Raw genomic sequence first — 25,050 nt, 5'->3', positions numbered from 1 at the left:
CGCGGGGGGCGGCGGGCGCGGGGGGGGGGGGGGCCTGCCCCCCCCCCCGCCCGCCCCGGCCCCCGCCCCCGCCCCGGGTGCCGGTCCCGGTGCCGGTGCCGGTGCCGGTTATTCGGGACATGACGGGTTCCACCGGTGGATCTGTCTTTCGCTGAATTTTCTGTTCTGCCACCCGGCGGACGGTACGCGGGGCTCTGTCAGCGGTCTTGTACGTTCTTGCGGGCGCGCTCCCTGCGGTACGCGCCGGGCGGCACTCCCACGATCCGGGTGAAATGACGGTTCAGATGTGACTGATCGGTGAACCCGACGGTGTGGGCCGCCTCCGCCGGGGCCGTCCCGTCCTCCAGGAGGAGACGGGCACGGCGGACCCTGGCATCGGTCAGCCAGGTGTGCGGCGGCATGCCGTAGACCCTCTTGAAGGCCCGGAGCAGGGCGAAGGAGCTGGTGTCCAGCTCCTTCGCCAGCCCTTCCAGCGACGGCGGATCGGCCATCCGCTCCGCCAGCAGGGCCCGGGCGGCGGCCGCCGTGCGGGCTCCGGAGTCCTGCGGGGTACGGGAGGGCAGCCGGCCGCCGTAGCGGGCGAGGAGGCGGGCGACGGCGATCCGGAGCAGGCTGTCGGCGGCGAGCGCGTTCCCGGCCTCCGCCGCGAGATGCACCGCCCGTATCAGCTCAGCGCCGTGCGGATCGTGGGCGATCACCGAGTCGAATCCCGGTGTGCCCCGGAGGGAGCCGACCTCGTCGGCTATCCCGGAGACCAGTTCGACCGAGGGGTAGAGCGTCGCGTAGGTCCAGCCCTCGGGCCCTCCGGCGCGGGCCGAGTGCGGCACCTCCGGGTTGATCATGACGACGCTGTTGGCGCGGGCGGTGACGATGCCCTCCGGCATGCCCACCTCCTCCACCCCGCCGCTGATCGCGCCGAGGGTGAAGCCCTCGTGGCTGTGGCGGCGGAAGGTGTGGCTGACATAGCGGGCCCGCAGCAGATCGAGGCCCGGCAGCTTCTCGTGCTTCCAGTGCCTCGCCCACTCACGTTCCGCCGGCCGGTCCACGGCTCCATTCTCCTCCGAAGGCCCCCTCTCCCGCGGCGCGGACCGATTGTCAGAGGCACGGTGCACGATGGAGGACATGACCAGGACTGCGCTCGACTCCTTCTCCGCCGCGACCCGGAGCTGGTTCACCGGAGCCTTCAGCGCGCCCACCGCCGCCCAGGAAGGGGCCTGGCGGGCGATCGGCGAGGGCTCGGACGTCCTGGTGGTGGCCCCCACCGGCTCGGGAAAGACACTGGCGGCGTTCCTCGCCGCGCTGGACCGGCTGGCGTCCACTCCCCCGCCGGCGGACGCCAAGGCGCGCTGCCGAGTGCTGTACATCTCCCCGCTGAAGGCTCTCGCCGTCGATGTGGAGCGCAATCTCCGCTCCCCGCTGACCGGCATCCGGCAGGAGGCGGTCCGGCTGGGGCTGCCCGAGCCGGAGGTCCGGGTCGGCATCCGCTCGGGCGACACCCCGCCCGCCGAGCGCAGATCGCTGGCCACCAGACCGCCGGACATCCTGATCACCACGCCCGAATCGCTGTTCCTGATGCTCACCTCCGCCGCCCGGGACGCGCTGTCGGGCGTGGAGACAGTGATCCTGGACGAGGTGCACGCGGTCGCGGGCACCAAGCGGGGCGCGCATCTCGCCCTCTCCATGGAGCGGCTGGACGAGCTGCTGCCCCGCCCGGCCCGCCGGATCGGCCTGTCGGCGACGGTACGCCCGGTGGAGGAGGTCGCCCGCTATCTCTCCCCCGGCCGGCGGGTGGAGATCGTCCAGCCGCCGTCGGGCAAGGAGTTCGATCTTTCGGTGGTCGTCCCCGTCGAGGATCTGGGAGAGCTGGGCGGCTCCCCCGCCTCCCAGGCCTCGGCCTCCCCCGACGGCGGGGACAGACCCTCGATCTGGCCGCATGTCGAGGAGAGGATCGCCGACCTCGTCCAGTCCCACCGCTCCACGATCGTCTTCGCCAACTCCCGCCGGCTCGCCGAGCGTCTGTGCAACCGCCTCAACGAGATCGCCTACGAGCGCGCCACCGGCACCGCGTTCGACGCACCGGGCTCCGGCGGCCCGGACGGCTCCGGCGGCCCCGCACCGGCCAAATCGCCTCCTGCCGAGATCATGGCCCAGTCCGGGGCCGCCCAGGGCGCGCCGCCGCTCCTGGCCCGTGCCCATCACGGTTCGGTCTCCAAGGAGCAGCGCGCCCAGGTCGAGGAGGATCTGAAGGCCGGCCGGCTGCCCGCCGTGGTGGCCACCTCCAGCCTGGAGCTGGGCATCGACATGGGCGCGGTCGATCTGGTCGTCCAGGTCGAGTCGCCCCCGTCCGTAGCCTCGGGCCTCCAGCGGGTCGGCAGGGCCGGACACCAGGTGGGCGCGGTCTCCACCGGCGTCGTCTTCCCCAAGTACCGGGGCGATCTGGTCCAGGCCGCCGTGGTGACCGAGCGGATGCGCACCGGCTCCATCGAGGCGCTGCGGATCCCGTCCAACCCACTGGACGTGCTGGCCCAGCAGCTCGTCGCGATGGTCGCGATGGACAACCGGCAGGCCGACGACCTGCTGGCGCTCGCCCGCCGCGCGGCCCCCTTCTCCGCGCTGCCGGACTCGGCGTTCACCGCCGTCCTCGACATGCTCGCCGGGCGGTACCCCTCCGACGCCTTCGCCGAGCTGCGCCCGCGCGTGGTCTGGGACCGCGTCACGGGCACGGTCACGGGCCGGCCCGGCGCGCAGCGGCTCGCCGTCACCTCCGGCGGCACCATCCCGGACCGCGGGCTGTTCGGCGTCTTCCTCGCGGGGGCCGACCCCAAGAAGGGCGGGGGCCGGGTCGGGGAGCTGGACGAGGAGATGGTGTACGAGTCCCGGGTGGGCGATGTCTTCACCCTGGGCACCACCTCCTGGCGGATCGAGGACATCACCCGCGACCGGGTGCTGGTCTCCCCCGCGCCCGGGGTGCCGGGCAGGCTGCCGTTCTGGAAGGGCGACCAGCTCGGCAGGCCCCTGGAGCTGGGGCGGGCGGTGGGCGCCTTCCTGCGGGAGATCGGCGGGCTGCCGGTCGCCGACGCCCGGTCGCGGCTGCTGGCCGCCGGCCTCGACGCCTGGGCCGCGGACAATGTCCTCGCCTACCTCGACGAGCAGCGCCGGGCCTGCGGCCATGTCCCCGACGACCGGACGATCCTGGTAGAGCGGTTCCGGGACGAGCTGGGCGACTGGCGCGTGGTGATCCACTCCCCGTTCGGCGCTCAGGTGCACGCCCCCTGGGCACTGGCCCTCGGCGCCCGTCTCTCCGAGCGGTACGGCATGGACGCACAGGTCATGCACGCCGACGACGGAATCGTGCTGCGGCTGCCGGACACCGACCCGATGGACCTGGACCCGCTGGAGGCGGCCCCCGCCCGGCCGGACCACTCGGACACCGCCTTCGACGGCGACCGGGCCCCCGTCGGCGCGGCCGACGCGGTCTTCGAGCAGGGGGAGATCGGCGGGCTCGTCACCGACCAGGTGGGCGGCTCGGCCCTGTTCGCCTCCCGGTTCCGCGAGTGCGCGGCCCGCGCGCTGCTGCTGCCGCGACGCTCACCGGGCAGACGCACCCCGCTGTGGCAGCAGCGCCGGCGCGCGTCCCAGCTGCTCCAGGTGGCGAGCGAGTTCGGATCGTTCCCGATCGTCCTGGAAGCGGTGCGCGAATGCCTCCAGGACGTCTTCGACGTACCCGGCCTCACCGAGCTGATGGGCGACATCGAGTCCCGCCGGGTCCGTATGGTCGAGGTGACCACCCCGGAGCCCTCGCCCTTCGCCCGCTCCCTCCTCTTCGGCTATGTCGCCCAGTTCATCTACGAGGGGGACTCGCCGCTCGCCGAGCGCCGCGCCGCCGCGCTCTCCCTGGACTCCCGTCTCCTGGCCGAGCTGCTCGGCCAGGCGGAGCTGCGCGAACTCCTCGACGCCGATGTCCTCACCGAGCTGGAGCGCGAGCTGCGATGGCTCACCGAGGACAGAAGGGTGAAGGACGCGGAGGGCGTCGCCGACCTGCTGCGGATCCTCGGCCCGCTGACCGGGGCCGAGCTGGCCGAGCGCGGCGCGGATCCGCGCTGGCCCGAAGAGCTGGCCGAGACCCGGCGGGCCATCCGGGTCCGGGTCGCGGGCGCGGACCACTGGGCGGCCGTCGAGGACGCGGGCAGACTGCGGGACGCCCTCGGCACCGCGCTCCCCGTCGGCGTCCCGGAAGCCTTCACCGAACCGGTCAAGGACCCGCTGGGCGACCTCCTCGCCCGCTTCGCGCGCACCCACGGCCCGTTCACCTCGACCGCGGCCGCGGCCCGCTTCGGCCTCGGCGCCGCCGTCACGGAAGGGGCCCTCCAGCGGCTGGCCGCGGCCGGCCGGGTGGTCCAGGGCGAGTTCCACCCCGCGGGCATCGGTCAGGAGTGGTGCGACACGACCGTGCTGCGCAGGCTGCGACGGCGCTCGCTGGCGGCACTGCGCCAGGAGGTGGAGCCGGTGCCCGCCGCCACCCTGGCAGCCTTCCTCCCCCAGTGGCAGCATCTGGGCGACAGCGGCCTGCGCGGAGTCGACGGCCTGGCCCGGGCGGTCGAACAGCTCCAGGGCGTCGCCGTGCCCGCGTCCGCGCTGGAGAGACTGATCCTGCCGTCCCGGGTGCACGGCTACACCCCCGCCCTGCTGGACGAGCTGACCACCAGCGGCGAGGTCCTCTGGGCCGGAGCCGGCTCACTGCCCGGCAAGGACGGCTGGGTCTCGCTCCATCTCGCGGAAGCCGCGCCGCTGCTGCTCCCCCCGCCGCACCCGCTGGAGCCCACCGCGCTCCACGAGTCGGTCCTCACCGCCCTCGCCCCGGGGTACGGGCTGTTCTTCCGCCAGATCGCCGACCAGGTGCGGGCCACCACCCACCCGGATGTGACGGACCCTCAGCTGGCCGACGCCGTCTGGGAGCTGGCCTGGTCCGGGCGGCTCACCAATGACACGCTCGCTCCCCTGCGCGCCCTGCTCGGTTCGGGCCGCACCTCGGGGTCCACCGCCCACCGCGCCAGAAGGACCGTCCCCCGGGGCAGATACGGCCCTCTGGTGTCGACGGCCCGGCCCGCCTCGCGCAACGGGCCGCCGACGGTCGGCGGACGCTGGTCCCTCCTCCCCGCCGCCGAGCCCGACCCGACCCATCGGGCCCATGCGCTGGCCCGCACCCTGCTGGACCGCCACGGCGTGGTGACCCGGGGCGCGGTCGCAGCGGAAGGGGTGCCGGGCGGCTTCTCGGCCGTGTACCGCGTGCTGTCGGCCTTCGAGGACAGCGGACAGGCGCGGCGCGGCTATGTGGTGGAGGGGCTGGGCGCGGCCCAGTTCGCGATGGACGGCGCGGTGGACCGGCTGCGCGCGGCGGCGAGCGCGCGGGAGCGTGCCGACGGCCGCACGGCCCCTCGTGCCGTGGTGCTGGCGGCGGCGGACCCGGCCAACGCCTACGGCGCGGCCCTCCCCTGGCCCGAGCCGCCGGACGGCGCGGGCCACAAGCCGGGCAGAAAGGCGGGCTCCCTGGTGGTGCTGGTCGACGGTGAGCTGGCGCTCTACCTGGAGCGCGGCGGCAAGACCCTGCTGACCTGGGAGACGGACCCGGAGGCCCCCGCGCTCCGCACGGCCGCCGAGGCGCTGTCGGGCGCGGCCCGCGCGGGCACCCTGGGCACCGTGACGGTGGAGCGGGTGAACGGCGTCCCGGCCCTGACCTCCCCACCCGCCCGCGCCCTGGAGACGGCGGGCTTCCACGCCACCCCCCGGGGCCTGCGCATACGCCCCTGATCCCGGGCCCGCCGGGCCCCGGCACCGCGGGCCGGTCCCGCATGATGGATCCATGCCCGAAGGAGACACCGTCTGGCGGACCGCGAAGCGACTGCGCGCGGCCCTCGCGGGCCGTGTGCTCACCCGGTTCGATCTGCGGGTGCCCAAATTCGCCACCGCCGATCTCACCGGGCGGCCCGTGGTGGATGTGGTCCCGCGCGGCAAGCATCTCCTCACCCGGATCGAGGGCGGACTCACCCTGCACTCGCATCTGCGGATGGACGGGGCATGGCGCGTCTTCACGGCGGGTGAGCGCTGGCACGGCGGACCCGCCCACCAGATCCGGGCCGTCCTGGGCAACGCCTCCCACACCGCCGTCGGCTACCGCCTCCCGGTGCTGGAGCTGCTGCGCACCGCGGACGAGGAGACGGTGGTCGGCCATCTCGGACCGGATCCGCTGGGCCCGGACTGGGACCCCGGCACCGCCCTGGCGCGGCTGCTCTCCGATCCCGCCCGCCCGCTGGGCGAGGCCCTGCTCGATCAGCGGAATCTCGCCGGGATCGGCAATGTCTACAAGTCGGAGCTGGCCTTCCTCGCCCGGGTCACACCGTGGCTGCCGGTGGGCGAGCTGCCCGAAGGAGTCCCCGAGCGGCTCATCGCCACCGCGCACCGGCTGCTGGAGGCGAACAAGGACGCCGTCGAACGCCGGACCACGGCCCCCGGGTCCGCGTCCCGGGACCGGCTCCATGTCTACGGCCGGGCCGGCCGCCCCTGCCCCCGCTGCGGCACTCCCGTCCGCAGGTCCCAGGAGGCCGCGCCCACCGCCGTACAGCATCCGCGGAGCACGGCGGGCGGCGGCGAGCGGATCAGCTACTGGTGCCCCGGCTGCCAGTCGGGCCCGCCGGGCTGACACGCGCCTCGCACTCCGTACTCCGAACGGGTGAATCCCGTCGCGCGCGACGGCCAGGCCGGCGGATCAGCCGCCCGAGCGGCGGCGCGCCGAGGCCCTGGTGACTCCCGCGCCCACCGCGCCCCTGGCGTCCTCGACCACACTCCGGAGATCGCCGACCACTCGCCGGACGCCTCTGCGGCCCCGGTAGGCCGTCACATGGACCGGCAGCAGGCTCAGGCCCCAGCCGCCGGCCGCCACGAACCCCTCGACCAGCCCGGTCCGCTCCGGGACGAGCAGCAGCCGCAGAACGGCCCACCACCACACCCCGCCCGCCGCGAGCAGGGCCAGGGCGAGGGCCACACGTCCGAGGGCACCCGCGCGACGTGCCATGGCTGCCTCCCTCCGGACCACGCTAGACCGGCGCGATCACCCCAGGGAGGGCGCACCGGGTGCAGGCCCCGGCGCACAGAGCGCCGCGCGGGCCCGTACAGCCATGTCCCCGAGCCGCTCCCGCCACCGCCCGCCGACGCCTCAGGCGCTCTCCGCCTGGAACATCCAGGCGTGCTTCTCAAGGTCTCCCGTGAGCCCGATCAGGATGTCCTGGCTCACCGGATCCGGGTCCCCGGTGGCCACGATGCGCTCTCGCATCCGCACGATCACCACGCCGAGCGCGCGGACGAGCACCTGGACCGCGTCCACGTCCTTGATCCAGCCCTCCGGCACCGCGCCGATCGCGCTCCGCGAGGCGACGGTCGCCGACCGGCCGTCCGGGGAGACCCCGATCGCCGAACAGCGCTCGGCGACCGTGTCCGAGTGCAGCCGGGCGGTGTCCACCACCTCGTCGAGCTGGAGGTGAACGGAGCGGAAGCGCGGGCCCACGACATTCCAGTGCACCTGCTTGGCGACCAGAGAGAGATCCACCAGATCCACGAGTGCGCCCCGCAGCGCCTCTCCGACCGCCTTGAGGTCGGCATCGGACAACGGGCTCTTGACGACGGACATAGGGATCCTCCACTCGGTTGTTCGGTGATTTCCACCATGACATAGGCCCCCGAACCAGACATTCGGACGGCATTCACCGAACCCGAACCGGCCCAAAAGGTCGCCTACCCACCAAACCGCCGGGCAAAAGTGCCCCCGAAACAGCGAAAGCCCCGGTCCGCCGCCCGTCAGGGCAGTGGCCGGGGCTCGGCTCACATCATTTCGTTCCCGCACCGCGCTCGCGGCTCAGAGCCGCGAGAACTACGCGGCGACGACGTCGACGGCTTCCGCCGGCGCCTTGATCGTCACCCGCTCCGTCGGTACACCCGCCACCGACTTCACGGAGACGGAATTCAGCATCGACCTCACTGGCGCGGGCACCGGCTCACTCGCCGCTGCCGACGCGGCCAGTTCGGCCAGCGACAGTTCGTCGCTCACTTCACGCATGAGCTCGGACATCCGTACGTCAAGCGCGTCGCAGATCGCGGAGAGCAGCTCGGAGGATGCCTCCTTCTGCCCCCGCTCCACCTCGGAGAGATAACCGAGCGAAACCCGGGCGGACGAGGAGACTTCGCGCAGAGTACGGCCCTGGCGCTGGCGCTGCCGACGCAGCACGTCACCCAGCAGGCGACGGAGCAGAATCATCGGTGGCTCCCTCCTCGGACCGCGTAGCCGCATCCTTCACGCCCCACCGTACCGCCTAGTGCTGCGGCCGTGCGGGGAGCGATGTCGTGTTCACTCAGGGCTGCAAACATCAATTCCCCCCGTTCTGTTCCGTATCCTGTGCCCGCTCCGGCCCCAGGAGTTCGTCCAGGAGTAGCCCGAGCACGCTCCGTACACTCTCTCTACGGATTTCCGCCCGGGTCCCGTTCAATCGCAGAGTGGCCACTTTCCCTGTTCCGTCCGGCCCCCGGACCGCCGCGTAAACCGTCCCGACGGGCTGTCCGTCCTGCGGCTCGGGCCCGGCGACTCCGGTGGTGGCGATGCCCCAGCCGGCCCCCAGAGCACTGCGCACACCCGCCGCCATCTCCATCGCGACCTGCGGATCAACCGCTCCGCGCTGCGCCAGGAGGGTCCCGTCGACGCCCAGCACCTCGCGCTTCAGCTCGGTCGCGTACGCCGTCACCGAACCCCGGAAAGCGGCCGAGGCGCCCGGCACCGATGTCAGCTCGGCGGCCACCAGACCACCCGTGAGCGACTCCGCGACGGCCACGGTCTCGCCACGCTCCGCAAGCGCCTGAAGGATCCTGGCCGCAGTGCTCACGCCGTTCCCCGCGCCTTGGCCAGCCCCTGGCGGCGCAGCACGATCGCCTGCCGCACATAGTCGAGACCGGTGAGAAGCGTCAGCACGACGGCCAGTGCCATCACCCAGAAGCGGAGGGTGGCCAGTGGACCGGTCAGCGCCAGGACGTACATTCCGACGGCGGTGCCCTGGACGAGGGTCTTCATCTTGCCGCCGCGACTGGCGGGAATCACGCCGTGACGGATCACCCAGAAGCGCATCAGGGTGATCCCCAGCTCACGGAAGAGGATCAGCCCGGTGACCCACCAGGGCAGATCGCCGAGGACCGACAGACCGATCAGCCCGGCGGCCATGATCGCCTTGTCGGCGATCGGGTCGGCGATCTTCCCGAAGTCGGTGACCAGGTTGTAGGTGCGCGCCAGATGCCCGTCGAAGATGTCGGTGATCATGGCGACCGCGAACGCCGCCCACGCCCAGGCGCGCCAGGCCGGGTCGTATCCGCCGTCCTGGAACAGCAGCAGCACGAAGGCGGGCACCAGAACGAGCCGCACCATGGTGAGGATGTTGGCGATGTTCCAGAGGCTGGCCTGATTGACGGCCGCAGCGCCCAGCTTGCCGCCGGGTGCGGGCCTACCGGTGCCGCCCCCCGCGGATGCCGGCACTCCGGTCATCTGCCCGCCTCCTCGCCCGGGATCCGCAGGGCGGCCAGAGCGTCGGCGCCCCGGACGCGGTGCTTGTCCGGCGCTTCGCCCTCCGGGGCCGAGTGGCCGGCCGGAAGGTCCCCGAGGTACTCGGCCACCAGATCGACGCCTTCCGCGCCGACCGCCTTGGCCATGACCATACGGCCGGGTACCAGACCCTCGCGCGCGGTGAAGACGATCTGCCCGTCGGTCTCGGGGGCCTGGTGCGCGGCGCGGCCGACCGCGCCGTCCTCCCCGTCCACCGACTCGACCAGCACCTCAAGGCTCTCCCCGAGGCGCTCCTCGGCGCGCTGGGCGGTCAGCTCCTCCGCGAGCCGGGAGAGATGGTCCAGCCGCTCCGAGATGACCTCGTCGTCGAGTTTGTGCTCGTAGGTGGCGGCTTCGGTGCCGTCCTCGTCGGAGTAGCCGAACACACCGATGGCGTCCAGGCGCGCGTGGGTGATGAAGCGTTCCAGCTCGGCGAAGTCGCTCTCGCTCTCGCCGGGGAAGCCGACGATGAAGTTGGAGCGCACTCCGGCCTGCGGGGCCTTGGAGCGGATGGTCTGGAGCAGTTCCAGGAACCGCTCGGTGTCGCCGAAGCGGCGCATCGAGCGCAGCACGGCGGGCGCGGAGTGCTGGAAGGAGAGGTCGAAGTACGGCGCGATCTTCGGCGTGGAGGTCAGCACGTCGATCAGCCCGGGGCGCATCTCGGCGGGCTGGAGGTAGCTCACCCGGACCCGCTCGATGCCGTCGACCGCCGCCAGCTCGGGCAGCAGGCTCTCCAGCAGTCGGATGTCGCCGAGGTCCTTGCCGTAGGAGGTGTTGTTCTCGGAGACGAGCATGACCTCCTTGACGCCCTGCTCGGCCAGCCAGCGGGTCTCGCCGAGGACGTCGCTGGGCCGCCGGGAGATGAAGGATCCCCGGAAGGAGGGGATGGCGCAGAAGGAGCAGCGCCGGTCGCAGCCGGAGGCGAGTTTGACGGACGCCACCGGGCTGGTGCCCAGTCTGCGGCGGAGCGGGGCCCTCGGCCCGGAGACGGGGGCGACGCCCTCCGGCAGGTCGGCGAGGTCCGCGAGGTCGACCAGCGGGGCGTCGGCGGGCTCGGCGGCGGACCGGCCCGGGTCGCCGTGGCCGGGCAGGGCGACCCCGGAGGCCTTCTGGCGGTCGGCGGGGGTCAGCGGCAGCAGCTTGCGGCGGTCGCGCGGGGTGTGCGAGGCGTGGACCCCGCCGCTGAGGATGGTCTGAAGCCGGTCGGAGATGTCTGCGTAGTCGTCGAATCCGAGGACGCCATCGGCTTCGGGGAGGGCCTGGGCCAGCTCCTTGCCGTACCGCTCGGCCATACAGCCGACGGCGACCACGGCCTGGGTTCTGCCGTGGTCCTTGAGGTCATTGGCTTCGAGAAGGGCGTCGACGGAGTCCTTCTTGGCGGCCTCCACGAAACCGCAGGTGTTGACGACTGCGACATCCGCGTCGGCGGCTTCCTGGACAAGCTCCCAGCCGTCCGCTGCCAAGCGGCCTGCGAGCTCCTCCGAGTCCACCTCGTTACGGGCGCAGCCAAGAGTGACAAGGGCGACGGTACGGCGTTCGGGCATGGACTCAAGACTACTTTGTCCTGGCCCACGCCCCTGCCGCGAGGGCTCCCCGGGCCGCCGGGCGGGCGGCCTCAGCCGGCCTGGGGGTCGCCCTCGGTGTAGGACAGGCGCTCCACCTGACCGGGGCGGAAGGCGTCCTCGACCTTCTTTCCATTGACGTACAGCTCGATCGCCCCGGCGTTTCCGAGGATGAGATCGATCCGCTCGTCGTCCTGGAAGGTCTTGGAGTCGCCCTTGACGAGGGTCCCGTCGAAGAGGAGTTTGCCGTTGTGGGACTTGGCCGAGATCCAGCTCTTGGAGTCCACGACGGAGAGTTTGACGGTGACCTTGTCCTTCGGGACGGCGGCGATGGCGCTGTCCGAGGGGTCGGGCTTGGGGTCGGCGGGCTTGCCGCTCGGGGCCTTGGAGGGCTTCGCCGCGGGAGCGGGCCCCTCCGCCACCTGGTCGGCGCGGCCGGTGGTGTCCCCGCCGCCGTTGAAGAGGGTGAAGCCGACGAAACCGACGACGGCGACGATCGCGGCGACCATGGCCGCGGTCCAGTTGGGACGCCGCGGCTCCGGACGGATGCGCTCCGCCTCGAACAGCGGCGCGGCGGGGGTCGGCGCGGGCCGCCCGCCGTGCTCGGCGTCGTACTGCGCGACCAGCGGCGCGGGATCGAGCCGGACCGCCCCCGCGATCATGCGGATGTGGCCGCGGGCGTACACATCGCCACCGCTGCGGGTGAAGTCGTCCTGCTCGATCGCGTGAATGATCGGGACCCGCACCCGGGTGGCGGCGCTGACCTCGTCGACGGTCAGCCCGGCCGCGATACGGGCCTGGTGGAGGACATGACCGATGGAAGGCCGGTCGTCCTCGGGGAAAGGCCGGTCGTCTTCGGGGGAGTTGCCGATGGACACGAGGGCGCCTTTCGAGCGTGTAACCACCTGCTGGAGGTTCAGTGTAGGGCTGGTACGAAAGGGTGGGGCAACCGGGCGACCGGAGTTTGTACGCCATCGGTATGGCCGATGGCCGTCCGGGTGACGGGGCGGGTTTTCCCGTCCCTTTCTCCAACTTGACGTTCGACCGGGGGAAACGGTTGCCCGCCAAACCGCCTCCGAGCCAAACCCTTACGGGTGAGGCTCCCCCCGGATCACGGCGAGCGCGCCTTCCAGCTCCTCAGGTTTCACAAGAACGTCACGTGCCTTGGACCCCTCGCTGGGTCCGACGATGTTCCGGGACTCCATGAGGTCCATCAGCCGCCCGGCCTTGGCGAAGCCGACGCGCAGCTTGCGCTGGAGCATCGAGGTGGAGCCGAACTGGGTGGAGACCACCAGCTCGGCGGCCTGGCAGAGCAGGTCGAGATCGTCCCCGATCTCCTCGTCGATCTCCTTCTTCCGCTGGGTGCCGACGACGACGTCCTCCCGGAAGACGGGGGCCATCTGATCCTTGCAGTGCTGGACGACGACGGCGACCTCGTCCTCGGTGACGAACGCCCCCTGCATCCGGGTCGGCTTGTTCGCGCCCATCGGCAGGAAGAGCCCGTCGCCCTTGCCGATCAGCTTCTCCGCGCCGGGCTGGTCGAGGATGACCCGGCTGTCGGCGAGCGAGGAGGTGGCGAAGGCGAGCCTGGAGGGCACATTCGCCTTGATCAGACCGGTGACGACATCGACGGAGGGCCGCTGGGTGGCCAGCACGAGATGGATGCCGGCGGCCCGCGCGAGCTGGGTGATCCGGACGATGGCGTCCTCGACGTCACGCGGCGCGACCATCATCAGATCCGCCAGCTCGTCCACGATGACCAGCAGATACGGATAGGGCTTCAGCTCGCGCTCGCTGCCCTCGGGAAGTTTGACCTTGCCGGAGCGGATGGCCTGGTTGAAGTCGTCGATGTGCCGGTACCCGTAGGCCGCGAGATCGTCGTACCGCAGATCCATCTCGCGCACGACCCACTGGAGCGCCTCGGCGGCCCGCTTGGGGTTGGTGATGATCGGCGTGATCAGGTGCGGAATGCCCTCGTAGGCGGTCAGCTCGACCCGCTTGGGGTCGACCAGCACCATCCGGACATCCTCCGGAGTCGCCCTTATCATCACCGAGGTGATCAGGCAGTTGATGCAGGAGGACTTTCCGGAACCGGTGGCTCCGGCGACCAGGATGTGCGGCATCTTCGCCAGGTTGGCCATCACATAGCCGCCCTCGACGTCCTTGCCGAGCGCGACCAGCATCGGATGGTCGTCCTCCGCCGCGTCCGCCAGCCGCAGCACATCGCCCAGATTGACCATCTCGCGGTCGGTGTTGGGAATCTCGATGCCGACCGCCGACTTCCCCGGGATCGGGGAGATGATCCGTACGTCGGGACTGGCGACGGCGTACGCGATGTTCTTGGTCAGCGCCGTGATCCGCTCGACCTTCACCGCCGGGCCCAGCTCCACCTCGTACCGGGTCACCGTCGGCCCCCGGGTGAAGCCGGTGACGGCCGCGTCGACCTTGAACTCCGTGAACACATTGGTGAGCGAGGCGACGATCGCGTCATTGGCGGCGCTGCGCGTCTTGCCCGGGCCGCCGCGCTCCAGCAGATCGAGCGAGGGCAGCGAGTAGGTCACGTCCCCGGAGAGCCTCAGCTGCTCGGCCCGGGCCGGCAGCGGCTGGGACACCTCGGGCGCGGGCTTCGTGAGATCCGGCACGACTCCCCCGGCGGCGCGCCCGCCGGCCGGCTCCGGCCGCTTGCGCGCCTCACGGGCGGGCGGCACCGGGGTGGCGGCGCCGGACCGCTCGGCGGTGACGTCCTTGGTCAGATCGGCGACCACCGGAGAGGGCGGCAGCCCGTTGTAGACCGCGCCGTCGAGCGCGGCGGCCGCTGCCGCCGCCACATCCACGGCGTCCATCGGACGCTCGCCGGGACGCCGGTCGGAGGCCCCGCGCGGCTTGCGCCGCCGGGTGAGCGCCTCCGCCTCGGCCTGCTCGGGGGCGTACGGATCGGGCTCGTCGCCCCGGCGCGCGGGCGCGCGCCGCACCCGCCCCGGCACCGCTTCGCGCCACTGCTCCTCGTACCGCCGGTCGTCGTCGGAGTCCTCAAACCCCTCGGCGGCGCGCCGGTCGTACGGCGGCTCGACCAGGCCCAGCCGGGAGCCGAGGAGACGCAGCCGCTGGGGAATGGCGTTGACCGGGGTGGCGGTCACGACCAGCAGCCCGAAGACGGTGAGCAGCACCAGCAGCGGTACGGCCAGCACCGTGCCCACCATGAAGACCAGCGGGGTGGCGGCGGCCCAGCCGATGAGGCCGCCCGCGTCCTGGATGGCCTCGGTGTCCGCGCGCTCCGGAGCGCCGCAGGCGATGTGCACCTGTCCCAGCACCCCGATGACCAGGGCGGAGAGCCCGATCACGATCCGGCCGTTCGCTTCGGGTTTCTCCGGGTGCAGAATCAGACGGACGGCGATCACTCCGAGCAGTATGGGCACCAGCAGATCGAGCCTGCCGAACGCCGTCGTCACCAGCAGCTCGACCAGATCGCCGACCGGGCCGCGCAGCTGGGACCAGGTGCCGGCGGCGACGATCAGGGCGAGACCCAGCAGTAGCAGGGCGAGGCCGTCCTTGCGGTGCGCCGGGTCGAGCCCCCGCGCGCCGCGCCCTATGCCTCTCAGCAGCGCGCCCACGCCATGGGCGAGACCCAGCCAGCAGGCGCGCGCCATGCGGTACACGCCGCCGGTCGGCGAGGGGGCGGGTTTGGGCGGGGGCTTCTTCGCCGCCGTCTTCCTGGGGGCCGTCCTCTTCACGGGCGCCGCCTTCCCGGCGGGAGCCCGTTTCCCCTTCCCCGGCGCGGGCTTCGCGGCCGGGCCCTTGGCCGCCTTCTTGGCGGCACCGCCCGCACCGGCACCGCCCGCACCGGCGGCGCCCGCGGCACCGCCGCCCGTACGGCCGGCACGCGGTTTCGCGGTGCCCGCCGCGCTCTGGGAACCCTTGCCGGACGTACGTGAGGCCATGGTGGTGAGGTTACCGGTGTCGGGGGCGGCGGACACGTGTGCCCACCGCTTCACCCGTTCGTGTCGCCCCGGCCGCGCCGCCCGGGTGACGGACTCTCAGCCAGGGCGGTACGGCCCCGGTCCAGCGGTGCGCGCACCGCTGGACCCCCGTACGGAATTCGCCGCTCAGCCCTGCGAGGGCAGTGCGGAGGGCCCGCCGGTGCCGGGCTCCAGCGCGTCCAGTGCCCGGCGAAGACCGGTCAGTTTGCGTTCGAGATGGGCGGCGGTGGCGACGGCGGCCGCGTCGGCGGACTCGTCGTCCAGCTGTTTGGAGAGCGCTTCGGCCTGCTCCTCGACGGCCGCGAGCCGCGCGGACAGCTCGGCGAGCAGCCCGACCGACTCCCTGGCGGCGTTCCCCGTGCCCGACTGGGCCCCGGCCCCGCCGTCGAGCTGGAGCCGCAGCAGTGCCGCCTGCTCCCGCAGTTGGCAGTTCTTCATGTACAGCTCGACGAAGACCGAGACCTTCGCCCGCAGCACCCAGGGGTCGAACGGCTTGGAGATGTAGTCGACCGCACCGGCCGCGTATCCCCGGAAGGTGTGGTGCGGGCCGTGGTTGATCGCCGTGAGAAAGATGATCGGGATGTCCCGGGTCCGCTCCCGGCGCTTGATGTGCGCGGCGGTCTCGAATCCATCCATGCCGGGCATCTGAACGTCCAGCAGAATGACCGCGAAGTCGTCCGTCAGCAGCGCCTTGAGCGCTTCCTCCCCTGACGATGCCCGTACCAGTGTCTGATCGAGCGCGGAGAGAATGGCCTCCAACGCCAGCAGATTCTCCGGCCGGTCATCGACCAGGAGGATCTTGGCCTTCTGCACCATGCCCCGTCCTCCTCGCCCCGGCCTGGGGTCTGTCCGGCTCCCGCGAGCCGGGAGACGCCTGCGGCGCCGCCCCAGGGGACGACTTGCTTGCGTCGCCCAATGTTGTGCCGGTCATGGTAGCCGCACCCTGCCCGCCGCCACACCCTGTCACCACGATGTCACGGCACCCACAGCGGAAACGCGGCGGGGGCCCGGAAGGTTCCCGTATCCACTGACTCCCGGGCCCGCCCGGTCACCGCCGGCGCATCCACTGCTCCATCACCGAGAGCAGATGGTCGGGGTCCACCGGCTTGGTGACATAGTCCGAGGCCCCCGACTCGATCGCCTTCTCCCGGTCGCCCTTCATCGCCTTCGCGGTGAGCGCGATGATCGGCAGCCCCGCGAACTGCGGCATCCTGCGGATCGCCGTCGTCGTCGCGTACCCGTCCATCTCCGGCATCATGATGTCCATCAGAACGACCGTCACATCGTCGTGCTGCTCCAGCACCTCGATGCCCTCCCGGCCGTTCTCCGCGTACAGCACCGTCAGCCCGTTCTGCTCCAGAACGCTGGTGAGCGCGAAGACATTGCGGATGTCGTCGTCGACGATCAGCACCTTCTCATTGTCGAAGCTGAAGGTGCGCCGCGGCTCCGGCGGCTCGGGGACCGCGGTCGCGTGACCGCCCCGCCCCGCGGTGGGGATGCCGGACGAGGGCAGCGCGACCCGCTCCTCCGTGGCCCCGATCGCCTTGCGCCGCCGCCGGAAGAGCGTGGCGGACGGAGAGTGCGGCTCGGGCATGCTCAGTTCGAGCTGCGGAAGGCTGTCCTGCGGGCTCGGCACATCCGCACCGGCCGCCCCATGGCCGTTGGGCGGCAATTCGCTCGGGTGAAGAGGCAGATAAAGCGTGAACGTGGAGCCCCGGCCGGGCTCGCTCGCCGCGTGGATCTCCCCGCCGAGCAGCCGCGCGATCTCCCGGCTGATCGACAGCCCGAGCCCGGTGCCGCCGTACTTGCGGCTCGTCGTGCCGTCCGCCTGCTTGAACGCCTCGAAGATCACCCGCATCTTGCCCGCCGCGATCCCGATCCCGGTGTCCGTCACCGAGAAGGCGATCAGAGCGGCGTCCGGATCCCGCAGCGAGCCGACCTCCAGCAGCTGTTCCCGGATCGACTGCGGCACATCGGAGTTGGCCGGCCGGATCACCAGCTCCACCGCGCCGGAGTCGGTGAACTTCACCGCGTTCGACAGCAGATTGCGCAGCACCTGGAGAAGCCGCTGCTCATCGGTGTGGAGCGTCGCGGGCAGCTCGGGAGAGACCCGTACGGAGAAGTCGAGTCCCTTCTCCGCGGTCAGCGGCCGGAAGGTCGCCTCCACATAGTCCACCAGCTGCACCAGGGCGATCCGGGTCGGACTCACGTCCATCTTGCCCGCCTCGACCTTCGACAGATCGAGAATGTCGTTGATCAGCTGGAGCAGATCCGAACCGGCCCCGTGGATCGTCTCGGCGAACTCCACCTGCTTCGGCGAGAGATTGCCCTCCGCGTTGTCGGCGAGCAGCTTGGCGAGAATCAGCAGCGAGTTCAGCGGAGTGCGCAGCTCGTGCGACATGTTCGCCAGGAACTCGCTCTTGTAGCGCATCGAGACGGCGAGCTGCTCGGCGCGCTCCTCCAGCACCTGCCGGGCCTCCTCGATCTCGGTGTTCTTGACCTCGATGTCCCGATTCTGCTGCGCCAGCAGCTCGGCCTTCTCCTCCAGTTCGGCGTTGGACGACTGAAGCGCCTTCTGCCGGTTCTCCAGCTCAGCCGAGCGCTCCCGCAGTTGCTCGGTCAGCTCCTGCGACTGGTGGAGCAGCACCTCGGTCTTGGTGTTGACGCTGATGGTGTTGACGCTCGTCGCGATCATCTCGGCGATCTGGTTGAGGAAGTCCCGCTGGATCTGGGTGAACGGCTGGAACGACGCCAGCTCGATCACTCCGAGCACCTTCCCCTCGAAGAGCACCGGCAGCACGATCACATGGGCGGGCGAGGCCTCCCCCAGCCCGGAGGAGATCTTCAGATAACCCGGCGGAACATTGACCTGGATGGTCCGCTTCTCCTCCGCCGCCGTCCCGATCAGCGTCTCGCCGGGCCGGAAGGAGGTGGGCATCAGTCCGGCCGAGTAGCCGTAACTGGCCCGCATGACCAGCTCGTACGAGGAATCCCCCCGGCCGCCGACGACGCCCTGGCCGCCGGTCTGCACCGCCAGGAAGAACGCGCCGTGCTGGGCCGAGACGACCGGTGTCAGCTCGCTCATGATCAGCGAGGCCACGTCGCCCAGATCCCGCCGCCCCTGCATCAGCCCGGAGATCCGGGCCAGATTCCCCTTGAGCCAGTCCTGCTCCTCATTGGCGAGGGTGGTGTCACGGAGATTCGCGATCATCGTATTGATGTTGTCCTGGAGGACCTGGATCTCGCCGGCCGCGTCCACATCGATCTTCAGGTTGAGATCGCCCCTGGTGACCGCGGTGGCCACGGCGGCGATCGCCCGCACCTGCCGGGTGAGGTTCCCGGCCATCTCGTTCACCGACTCGGTGAGGTCGCGCCAGGTGCCGTCGACGTCACGCACCCGGGCCTGACCGCCCAACTGCCCGTCGGTGCCCACTTCGCGTGCCACCCGGGTGACCTCCCCGGCGAACGACGACAGCTGATCGACCATCGTATTGATGGTGGTCTTCAGCTCCAGGATCTCGCCCCGGGCATCGATGTCGATCTTCCGGGTCAGGTCGCCCTGGGCGATGGCGGTGGTGACGGTGGCGATCTGCCGCACCTGTCCGGTCAGATTGGACGCCATCGAGTTCACCGACTCGGTGAGGTCCTTCCAGGTCCCGGAGACTCCGGGCACCTGCGCCTGACCGCCGAGCCGCCCGTCGGTGCCCACCTCGCGCGCCACCCGGGTCACCTCGTCCGCGAACGAGGAGAGGGTCGTGACCATCGTGTTGACGGTGTCGGCGAGTTCGGCGACCTCGCCGCGCGCCTCGACGGTCACCTTCTTGGTCAGATCCCCGCCCGCGACCGCCGCCGAGACCCGCGCGATATTACGGACCTGGCTGGTCAGGTTGTTGGCCATCAGATTGACGTTGTCACTGAGGTCCTTCCAGATGCCGGTGACCCCGCGCACCCGCGCCTGGCCGCCCAGCACTCCCTCGGTGCCGACCTCACGGGCGACCCTGGTCACCTCGTCGGCGAAGTCCAGCAGCTGGTCGACCATGGTGTTCACGGTCGTCACCAGTTCGAGGATCTCACCCTTGGCATCGACGGTGATCTTCTTCGAGAGATCTCCCTTGGCGACCGCGGTGGTCACCTCGGCGATATTGCGGACCTGCGAGGTCAGATTGTTCGCCATGAAGTTGACGGACTGGGTGAGGTCCTTCCAGGTGCCGGAGACGCCCTGCACCTCGGCCTGCCCGCCGAGGATGCCCTCGGTGCCCACCTCGCGCGCGACCCTGGTGACCTGCTCGGCGAAGTTCGAGAGCTGGTCGACCATGGTGTTGAGCGTGTTCTTCAGCTCCAGGATCTCGCCGCGCGCGTCCACTTCGATCTTCTGCGACAGATCTCCGCGCGCCACGGCGGTGGCGACCTGGGCGATATTGCGGACCTGCGAGGTCAGATTCCCCGCCATGCCGTTCACGGAGTCCGTCAGATCACGCCACACCCCGGCGACGCCCGGCACCTGCGCCTGACCGCCGAGCCGCCCGTCGGTGCCCACCTCGCGCGCCACCCGCGTCACCTGCTCGGCGAAGGCGGAGAGCTGGTCGACCATCGTATTGATGGTGTTCTTCAGCTCCAGGATCTCGCCCCGGGCATCCACATCGATCTTCTGCGACAGATCGCCTCGCGCGACCGCCGTGGTCACCTGCGCGATCTGCCGGACCTGGGAGGTGAGATTCCCGGCCATGAAGTTGACGGAGTCGGTCAGCTCCTTCCAGGTGCCGCTGACTCCCTCGACCCGCGCCTGACCGCCGAGCCGGCCCTCGGTGCCCACGTCCCGGGCCATCCCGGTGACCTGGTCGGCGAAGGACGACAGCTGCGCCACCATCGTGTTGACAGTGTTCTTCAGCTCCAGCATCTCCCCGGCGACGACGACCGTGACCTTCTGCGACAGATCGCCATTGGCGACCGCCGTCGTCACCTGCGCGATGTCCCGCACCTGGCCGGTGAGGTTATGGAAGGCCGTGTTCACCGAATCGGTGAGGTCCTTCCAGGTGTTGGCGGCCCCCGGCACATGCGCCTGACCGCCGAGTCGGCCCTCCACGCCGACCTCGCGGGCCACACGAGTGACCTCGGAACCGAAGGACTGGAGCTGGTCCACCATCGTGTTGACGGTGTTCTTCAGCTCCAGCATCTCCCCGGCCACGTCGACCGTGACCTTCTGCGACAGATCGCCATTGGCCACCGCCGTCGTCACCTGCGCGATGTCCCGCACCTGTGTGGTCAGATTGCGGAAGACGGTGTTGACCGAGTCGGTCAAGTCCTTCCAGGTGCCGGCCGCGCCGGGCACCTGTGCCTGACCTCCGAGCAGTCCCTCCGCACCGACCTCGCTCGCCACCCGGGTGACCTCGTCCGCGAAGGTGCGCAGCGTCTCGGTCATCTGATTGATGGTCTCGGCGAGCTGGGCGACCTCGCCGCGCGCGCTGACGGTCACCTTCTGCGAGAGATCGCCGTTGGCGACCGCGGTGGTCACCTCCGCGATGCCGCGCACCTGCGAGGTCAGATTCCCGGCCATGGTGTTGACGGAGTCGGTGAGGTCCTTCCACACCCCGGCGACGCCGGGCACCTCGGCCTGCCCGCCCAGCTCACCCTCGGTGCCGACCTCACGGGCCACCCGGGTCACCTCGGAGCCGAGCGACTGGAGCTGGTCCACCATCGTGTTGACGGTGTTCTTCAGCTCCAGCATCTCGCCCGCCACATGGACGGTGACCTTCTGCGAGAGATCGCCCTTGGCGACCGCCGTCGTGACCAGGGCGATGTCCCGCACCTGGGAGGTGAGCCGGAAGGCCATGGTGTTCACCGAGTCGGTGAGATCCTTCCAGGATCCCGAGACTCCCCGGATCTGGGCCTGGCCGCCGAGTTTGCCCTCGGTGCCGACCTCCAGCGCCACCCGCGTCACCTCGTCGGTGAACGCGGACAACTGGTCCACCAGGCTGTTCACGGTCCGCGCGACCTTCAGGAACTCCCCGCGCAGCGGCCGGACCTCCCCGTCCGAGCCGTGCGAGCGCAGCTCCATCCGCTGGTCCAGATCGCCGTCGGCGACCGCCGACAGCACCCGGCCCACCTCGGACACCGGCCGGGACAGATCGTCCACCAGCGCGTTCGAGGCGTCGATCGCCGCCGCCCAGGAGCCCTCACAGGCTCCCGTCTCCAGCCGCTCAGTGAGCTTTCCCTCACGTCCCACGACCCTGCGGACGCGCGCCATCTCACCGGTGAGATGAACATTTCGATCGGCGACCTCGTTGTAGACGGCCGCGATCTCGGCCATCACATCGTCGCCCGACACGGTCAGACGCTTGCGAAAATTCCCGTCGCGCATCGACACGAGACCGGCCAGCAGCCTGTTCAGGGCTGCCGTATCGACCTCGGTTGTCGCATTGCTCCGGGATCGTCCGCCTTTCGTACGCGTGCTTGTGCCACGCGCCGCCGTGCCAGACTCCACCGTGTCCCTCCCGCAGGGGTTGACCGTACTGCCTGAGCTGTATCAGGAAGCCTGCCCAGTGTTTCACCCATGCGGAACCAGGCCATAACAGTTCGGCGGCATCGCGTGCGGTACCCGCCCCCACAGGGCGGAAACAGCGGCGACCGCCATCCGCTGGGACAGTGAAGGTAAGTAACCTGGCATCCGGCTGTCCAGCCGCCCCGGTCCGCCCGGCCGGGTCGACCTGGGCACGAGAAGACCACCGGGCACCGGGAGGGGCAGGCCGATCATGGCGGAACCGGGCGTCGAAACACGTACAGGGAGTTCTGTGATCACCGCCCGGGCGGCTGCCACTTTCGACCCCGTCGGGCGGTCCGTCGCGACCGCCCGCGCCTTCGTCCGCGACACCCTCCAGGGGTGGGGATACAGCGAAGTCGTGGACGACGCGGTGGTCCTCACCAGCGAGCTGGTCACCAACGCCGTCATCCACGCCGGGACCGCCGCCGACGTGCTCTGTCTGCGCTCCGCGGACAGCGTCCGGGTCGAAGTGGGCGACCGCTACCCGGAACGCGGGGTACCGATCCAGGCGACCGGCCACACCTTCGCGAGCCTCGACAGCGAGAACGGCCGCGGACTGATGCTCTGCTCCGCCCTCGCCTCACGCTGGGGCGTCGAGTACACCCCCACCCACAAACAGGTCTGGTTCCAGCTCGACCTCCCCCAGCACCCCGTGGGCACCCGCTCCGCCGGCCCCGCGCTCCCCACCGCCATGCTCCCCGTCGCCGACGAGCGCGTACGCGTCGCCGTCGCCCAGATCGACGCGGCGGGCGCGATCTCCGTCTGGAACGCGGACGCGGAACACGTCTTCGGGTACACGGCCGATCAGGTCATCGGCAAGCCACTGGCGGACTTCGCCGCCTGGCCCCACACCCCCGGGATCGGCACCGGAATCGCCGAGGCGCTCCGGCTCTCCCGCTGGGAGGGCAGCTACGGCATCCGCGGCACCGACGGCCGCGTCATCCCCGTGTACGCCTCACACCTGCGAGTACGCGACTCGCACGGCGAGCCGTCCACCGTCTGTCTGCTGGTGCGCGACGACGAGCGGGCCGTCCTCCAGACCCCGCACCGCGTACCCGTCACCGACTCCGCGACCGACAAGCACACCACGGACCCGTTCGAGGTCTTCATCGGCTCCCCCGCCCCCGACGACCTCGACGGACTCCTCCAGCGCACGGTGGAGCGCGCCCGCGACATGCTCGACGGCGACGCCGCCTTCCTGCTGCTCGCCACCGACGACGAAACGGAACTGGAGGTCCGGGCGACCACCGGTCTGCCCTCCGCCCGCCAGCGCTTCGCCCGCGTCCCGGTCGAGGCCGGCACCAGCCGCTACGGCTCCGCCCGGATGCCCGCCGTCCACGAGGACCTCACCTCGGTCCCCGGCGCGGTCCCGCTGCTCAACTCGACCGGCATGCGCTCGGTCGTCACCGTCCCGCTCAAGGTCGAGGGCCGACTCACCGGCTCGCTCGGCGTCGCGGCGGAGTCCGCGGGCCGCTACACCAACGAGGAGGCCCTGCGCCTCCAGTTCGCCGCCGACCGTATCGCGCTCGCCGTCGAGTCGGCCCGCCTCGGCGAGCTGGAACGGCTGCGCCGGGGCTCGCTCTCCTTCCTCGTCGAGGCCTCCGACCTGCTCGCCGGAACACTCGACCGCGACCAGACCCTGGCCCTGATGGCACAGATGACCGTGCCGACCCTGGCCACCTGGTGCGCCGTCTACACCATCGCCGACCAGGCCTCCGACCCGTACCTCAGCTATGTGCTGCACGAGGACGAGGAGCGCATCGACGGCCTCAAGGCGCTGCTGTCCAAGATCGCCCCGCCTGACCCCGTGCCGGCCCCCGGCGCCCGCGTCTGGACCGCGCCCGCCGCGGCCGCCCAGCAGGCTGCCCTGCGCACCTCCCGGCACGAACTGGGCCTCGGCTCCGGCCCTCCGGTCTCCTCCGGCATCGACACGACCCTGGCCACGGCCGCCGCGGTCGGCGGCGAGACGGTCGTCCTGCCGCTGGTCGCCCGCAACCGGGTCATCGGCATGCTGACCCTCGGCAAGCCCTCCGACGACCACTTCCGGCAGGAGATCCTCGAACTCGCCGAGGATCTCTCCCGCCGAGCCGCCCTCGCTCTCGACAACGCCCGCCTCTACTCGGAGCGCGTCGCCATCAGCCAGTCCCTCCAGCGCAGCCTGCTGCCGCCGGAGCAGCCCACCATCCCCGGCGTCGAGGTGGAGGTCATCTACCGCGCCGCCGGCGAGGGCAACGAGGTCGGCGGCGACTTCTACGACCTCTTCCCCATCAGCGACGGGGTGTACGGATTCGCCATCGGCGATGTGTGCGGTACGGGCCCGGAGGCGGCCGCCGTCACCGGTCTCGCCCGGCACGCGCTGCGGCTGCTGGCCCGTGAGGGCTTCGGCGGCCCGGCGGTGCTGGAGCGGCTGAACGCGGCGATCCTCGACGAGGGCGCCCGCAGCCGTTTCCTCACCCTGCTCTACGGCGAGCTCCGCCCTCAGGAGAACGGCGGCGCCCTGCTCAAGGTCGTCTGCGCCGGCCATCCCCTCCCGCTGCGCCTGCGCCAGGACGGCACGGTGGAGCCGGCCGCCGATCCTCAGCCGCTGCTCGGGGTCATGGACGACCTGGAGCTGTTCGAGCAGACCGTGACCCTGGATCCGGGCGATGTCCTGCTCTGTGTCACGGACGGGGTCACAGAGCGCCGTGAGGGCACTCGCATGCTTGGTGACGAGGGTCTGACCGAGGTCCTCACCGGTTGTACGGGGCTCACCGCCGGAGCGGTCGCCGCCCGGGTACTGCGTGCGGTGGAGCGCTTCGCCGCGGAGCCGGCCTCCGACGACATGGCCATTCTGGTGATGCGGGTGCCTGAGCCTCAGCACGGGTAGAGGGTCCTGGTCAGGGCCGCCGCGCTGAGGCGCGGCGGCCCTGACTCGCTTGTTCCTCAAAAAGGGCAACAAAAAAGGCCCCCGCCAATTGGCGGGGGCCTTCATTTTTAGCCGAGCCCCAATGCGGAATCGAACCGCAGACCTTCTCCTTACCATGGAGACGCTCTACCGACTGAGCTATTGGGGCACGCTCCAGTCCCTCGAACGAATCGAGAGACTGAGGCTAAAAATTGTTCGGCGGCGTCCTACTCTCCCACAGGGTCCCCCCTGCAGTACCATCGGCGCTGAAAGGCTTAGCTTCCGGGTTCGAAATGTAACCGGGCGTTTCCCTAACGCTATGACCACCGAAACACTATGAAACAAACAAACACAACCCAACCGGCCAAAAAGGGGTTGTTCGTGGTTTCAGAACCAACACAGTGGACGCGAGCAACTGAGGACAAGCCCTCGGCCTATTAGTACCGGTCACCTCCACA

The 25,050-nt window shown here is 71.0% G+C and carries 14 protein-coding genes, 1 tRNA gene and 1 rRNA gene; 3 read left to right on the top strand and 13 right to left on the bottom strand.

Annotated features, from left to right (window positions below; translation table 11 throughout):
• Positions 1-197: 197 nt before the first annotated feature.
• Positions 198-1,046: a helix-turn-helix transcriptional regulator gene (locus tag IE247_RS22420; protein ID WP_229869285.1), complete on the bottom strand. Its 849-nt coding sequence runs from the start codon at positions 1,044-1,046 to the stop codon at positions 198-200.
• 76 nt (positions 1,047-1,122) lie between these two features.
• On the opposite strand from IE247_RS22420, the gene IE247_RS22415 reads away from it, so the two are divergent.
• Entirely contained in the window at positions 1,123-5,808 is a 4,686-nt protein-coding gene (locus IE247_RS22415) for an ATP-dependent helicase (protein ID WP_190125030.1), read from the top strand.
• Between the two features lie 52 nt (positions 5,809-5,860).
• Complete coding sequence (locus IE247_RS22410; RefSeq protein ID WP_190125029.1) at positions 5,861-6,697, top strand: Fpg/Nei family DNA glycosylase; 837 nt, start codon at positions 5,861-5,863, stop codon at positions 6,695-6,697.
• Positions 6,698-6,763: 66 nt separating this feature from the next.
• Here the strand turns inward: IE247_RS22410 and IE247_RS22405 are convergent, their stop codons facing one another.
• The 10 genes from IE247_RS22405 to IE247_RS22360 form a co-directional block, all read right to left on the bottom strand.
• Positions 6,764-7,069, bottom strand: coding sequence for a hypothetical protein (locus IE247_RS22405; RefSeq protein ID WP_190125028.1), 306 nt, complete (start codon positions 7,067-7,069; stop codon positions 6,764-6,766).
• A 141-nt stretch (positions 7,070-7,210) separates the two neighbouring features.
• Positions 7,211-7,681, bottom strand: a complete 471-nt coding sequence (locus tag IE247_RS22400) for a Dps family protein (protein ID WP_190125027.1) — start codon at positions 7,679-7,681, stop codon at positions 7,211-7,213.
• Positions 7,682-7,921: 240 nt separating this feature from the next.
• Positions 7,922-8,305 carry a helix-turn-helix domain-containing protein gene (locus tag IE247_RS22395; protein ID WP_190125026.1) on the bottom strand — a complete coding sequence of 128 codons (384 nt, stop codon included), beginning with the start codon at positions 8,303-8,305 and terminating at the stop codon, positions 7,922-7,924.
• A gap of 109 nt (positions 8,306-8,414) precedes the next feature.
• Positions 8,415-8,924, bottom strand: a complete 510-nt coding sequence (locus IE247_RS22390) for a CinA family protein (RefSeq protein ID WP_190125025.1) — start codon at positions 8,922-8,924, stop codon at positions 8,415-8,417.
• Positions 8,921-9,574 (bottom strand): CDP-diacylglycerol--glycerol-3-phosphate 3-phosphatidyltransferase, encoded by a 654-nt coding sequence (gene pgsA / locus IE247_RS22385; RefSeq protein ID WP_190125024.1) that lies wholly within the window; start codon positions 9,572-9,574, stop codon positions 8,921-8,923. The genes IE247_RS22390 and pgsA overlap by 4 nt, the downstream gene beginning before the upstream one ends.
• Entirely contained in the window at positions 9,571-11,175 is a 1,605-nt protein-coding gene (gene rimO / locus IE247_RS22380; protein ID WP_229869284.1) for a 30S ribosomal protein S12 methylthiotransferase RimO, read from the bottom strand. The genes pgsA and rimO overlap by 4 nt, the downstream gene beginning before the upstream one ends.
• Positions 11,176-11,246: 71 nt before the next feature.
• The gene (locus tag IE247_RS22375) at positions 11,247-12,071 is read right to left on the bottom strand and encodes a helix-turn-helix domain-containing protein (protein ID WP_190125023.1); all 825 of its coding nucleotides are present in this window, start codon (positions 12,069-12,071) and stop codon (positions 11,247-11,249) included.
• A 210-nt stretch (positions 12,072-12,281) separates the two neighbouring features.
• Entirely contained in the window at positions 12,282-15,131 is a 2,850-nt protein-coding gene (locus IE247_RS22370; RefSeq protein ID WP_190125022.1) for a DNA translocase FtsK, read from the bottom strand.
• A gap of 165 nt (positions 15,132-15,296) precedes the next feature.
• Positions 15,297-15,986, bottom strand: coding sequence for a response regulator (locus IE247_RS22365; protein ID WP_190125021.1), 690 nt, complete (start codon positions 15,984-15,986; stop codon positions 15,297-15,299).
• 232 nt (positions 15,987-16,218) lie between these two features.
• A complete protein-coding gene (locus tag IE247_RS22360) occupies positions 16,219-21,651 on the bottom strand; it encodes a HAMP domain-containing protein (RefSeq protein WP_190125020.1) in 5,433 nt (1,810 codons plus the stop codon).
• 268 nt (positions 21,652-21,919) lie between these two features.
• Between IE247_RS22360 and IE247_RS22355 the strand changes: the two genes are divergently transcribed.
• Positions 21,920-24,574, top strand: a complete 2,655-nt coding sequence (locus tag IE247_RS22355) for a SpoIIE family protein phosphatase (RefSeq protein ID WP_190125019.1) — start codon at positions 21,920-21,922, stop codon at positions 24,572-24,574.
• 114 nt (positions 24,575-24,688) lie between these two features.
• On the opposite strand, the gene IE247_RS22350 is transcribed toward IE247_RS22355, so the two are convergent.
• Both IE247_RS22350 and rrf read right to left on the bottom strand, forming a co-directional pair.
• Positions 24,689-24,761 (bottom strand) — tRNA-Thr (locus IE247_RS22350).
• A gap of 45 nt (positions 24,762-24,806) precedes the next feature.
• Positions 24,807-24,923 (bottom strand): 5S ribosomal RNA (rrf, locus tag IE247_RS22345).
• Positions 24,924-25,050: the final 127 nt, after the last annotated feature.

Origin of the sequence: Streptomyces inusitatus (assembly GCF_014651115.1) — a bacterium.
GTDB lineage: Bacteria > Actinomycetota > Actinomycetes > Streptomycetales > Streptomycetaceae > Streptomyces > Streptomyces amakusaensis.
Note: the sequence above shows the minus strand (reverse complement) of the source record. Positions and strands in the feature narration are given on the sequence as shown.